Genomic DNA, 1,205 nt, shown 5'->3' on the forward strand with positions numbered 1-1,205 from the left:
GCGACGTCTCCCCGTCTTCAGTAGCAGCTGGCTTTAGAGTCCTGGGTCAATGTAACGGCTTTCGAGGCCAGTTGCTCGGCATAGGCCGATGGGGTTAACCCACCAAGCCCTTTCTTCGGTCTCTCTTCGTTGTATTCCCTCCGCCAGGACTCAATCACTACCTTGGCGTGCGGCAGGCTGGTGAACCAGTGTTCGTTCAGGCATTCATCACGGAAGCGCCCGTTAAACGATTCGATGTAGGCATTCTGATTGGGCTTACCTGGCTCAATCAGGAACAGCTGCACACCTCGCTGATGAGCCCAGGTCAGCATGGCCCTGCCACAGAACTCCTTGCCATTGTCCGTGCGGATGGCTTTGGGCAGTCCGCGTGACATGGCCAGACGATCCAGGATGCGCGTCAACGAAAGCCCGCCAATCGCTCTTTCCGGCACGATGGCTACAGCCTCATGGGTGGCATCATCCACCACGGTCAGGCTCTTGATGACACGCCCTTCAGCCGTGCGATCAAATACAAAGTCCATCGACCAGACCTGGTTGGCGGCCCGCGGGCGGCCCAGCGGCTGTCGATCTGCAATCGGAATCTTCTTGCGCTTACGCCTTTTCACCTGCAAGCGGGCTTCGGCATACAGGCGCTCCACCCGCTTGTGGTTGACCACCTCGCCAGCCTGGCGCAGCTTCAAATAGATCATCGCGGCGCCATAGCGGCGATGCCGATGAGCCAGGGCCACAATGCGCTTGCGCAGGCTCTGGTTGCGATCCGGCCTCGGTTGGTAGCGCAGAGCACTGGCGCTCATGCGCATCACCTGAAGCGCTCGGCGCTCACTCAAGCCGCGTGCCGTCATGTGGCGCACCAGCTCTCGACGCGAGGGTGCGCTCACCACTTTTTTCGCAACGCCTCGCGGGTGACTTCAATCTCCAGCATCGACTCGGCGAGCATTTTCTTAAGCCGGGCATTTTCGCTTTCCAGCTCCTTCAGGCGCTTGGCATCCGACACGCTCATCCCGCCAAACTTGCTGCGCCAGAGGTAGTAACTGGCCTCTGAAAAGCCGTGCCGACGACACAGCTCCTTGATCGGCAGCCCAGCCTCGGCTTCGCGTAGAAAGCCAATGATTTGCTCTTCAGTGAAACGCTTCTTCATGTCCAATCTCCTGGTTACTGGGATTGGACTCTAAAGCTGAGCGCTACTCAAATCAGGGGAGACGTCG

The 1,205-nt window shown here is 58.9% G+C and carries 1 pseudogene; it reads right to left on the bottom strand.

Features of this window, described 5'->3' with window-relative positions:
* Window positions 1–33: 33 nt before the first annotated feature.
* A pseudogene (locus G7026_RS22485) lies at window positions 34–1,138 on the bottom strand (IS3 family transposase).
* Between the last annotated feature and the right edge of the window lie 67 nt (window positions 1,139–1,205).

Source organism: Stutzerimonas azotifigens (assembly GCF_013522725.1).
In the GTDB taxonomy this organism is placed as follows: domain Bacteria; phylum Pseudomonadota; class Gammaproteobacteria; order Pseudomonadales; family Pseudomonadaceae; genus Stutzerimonas; species Stutzerimonas azotifigens_A.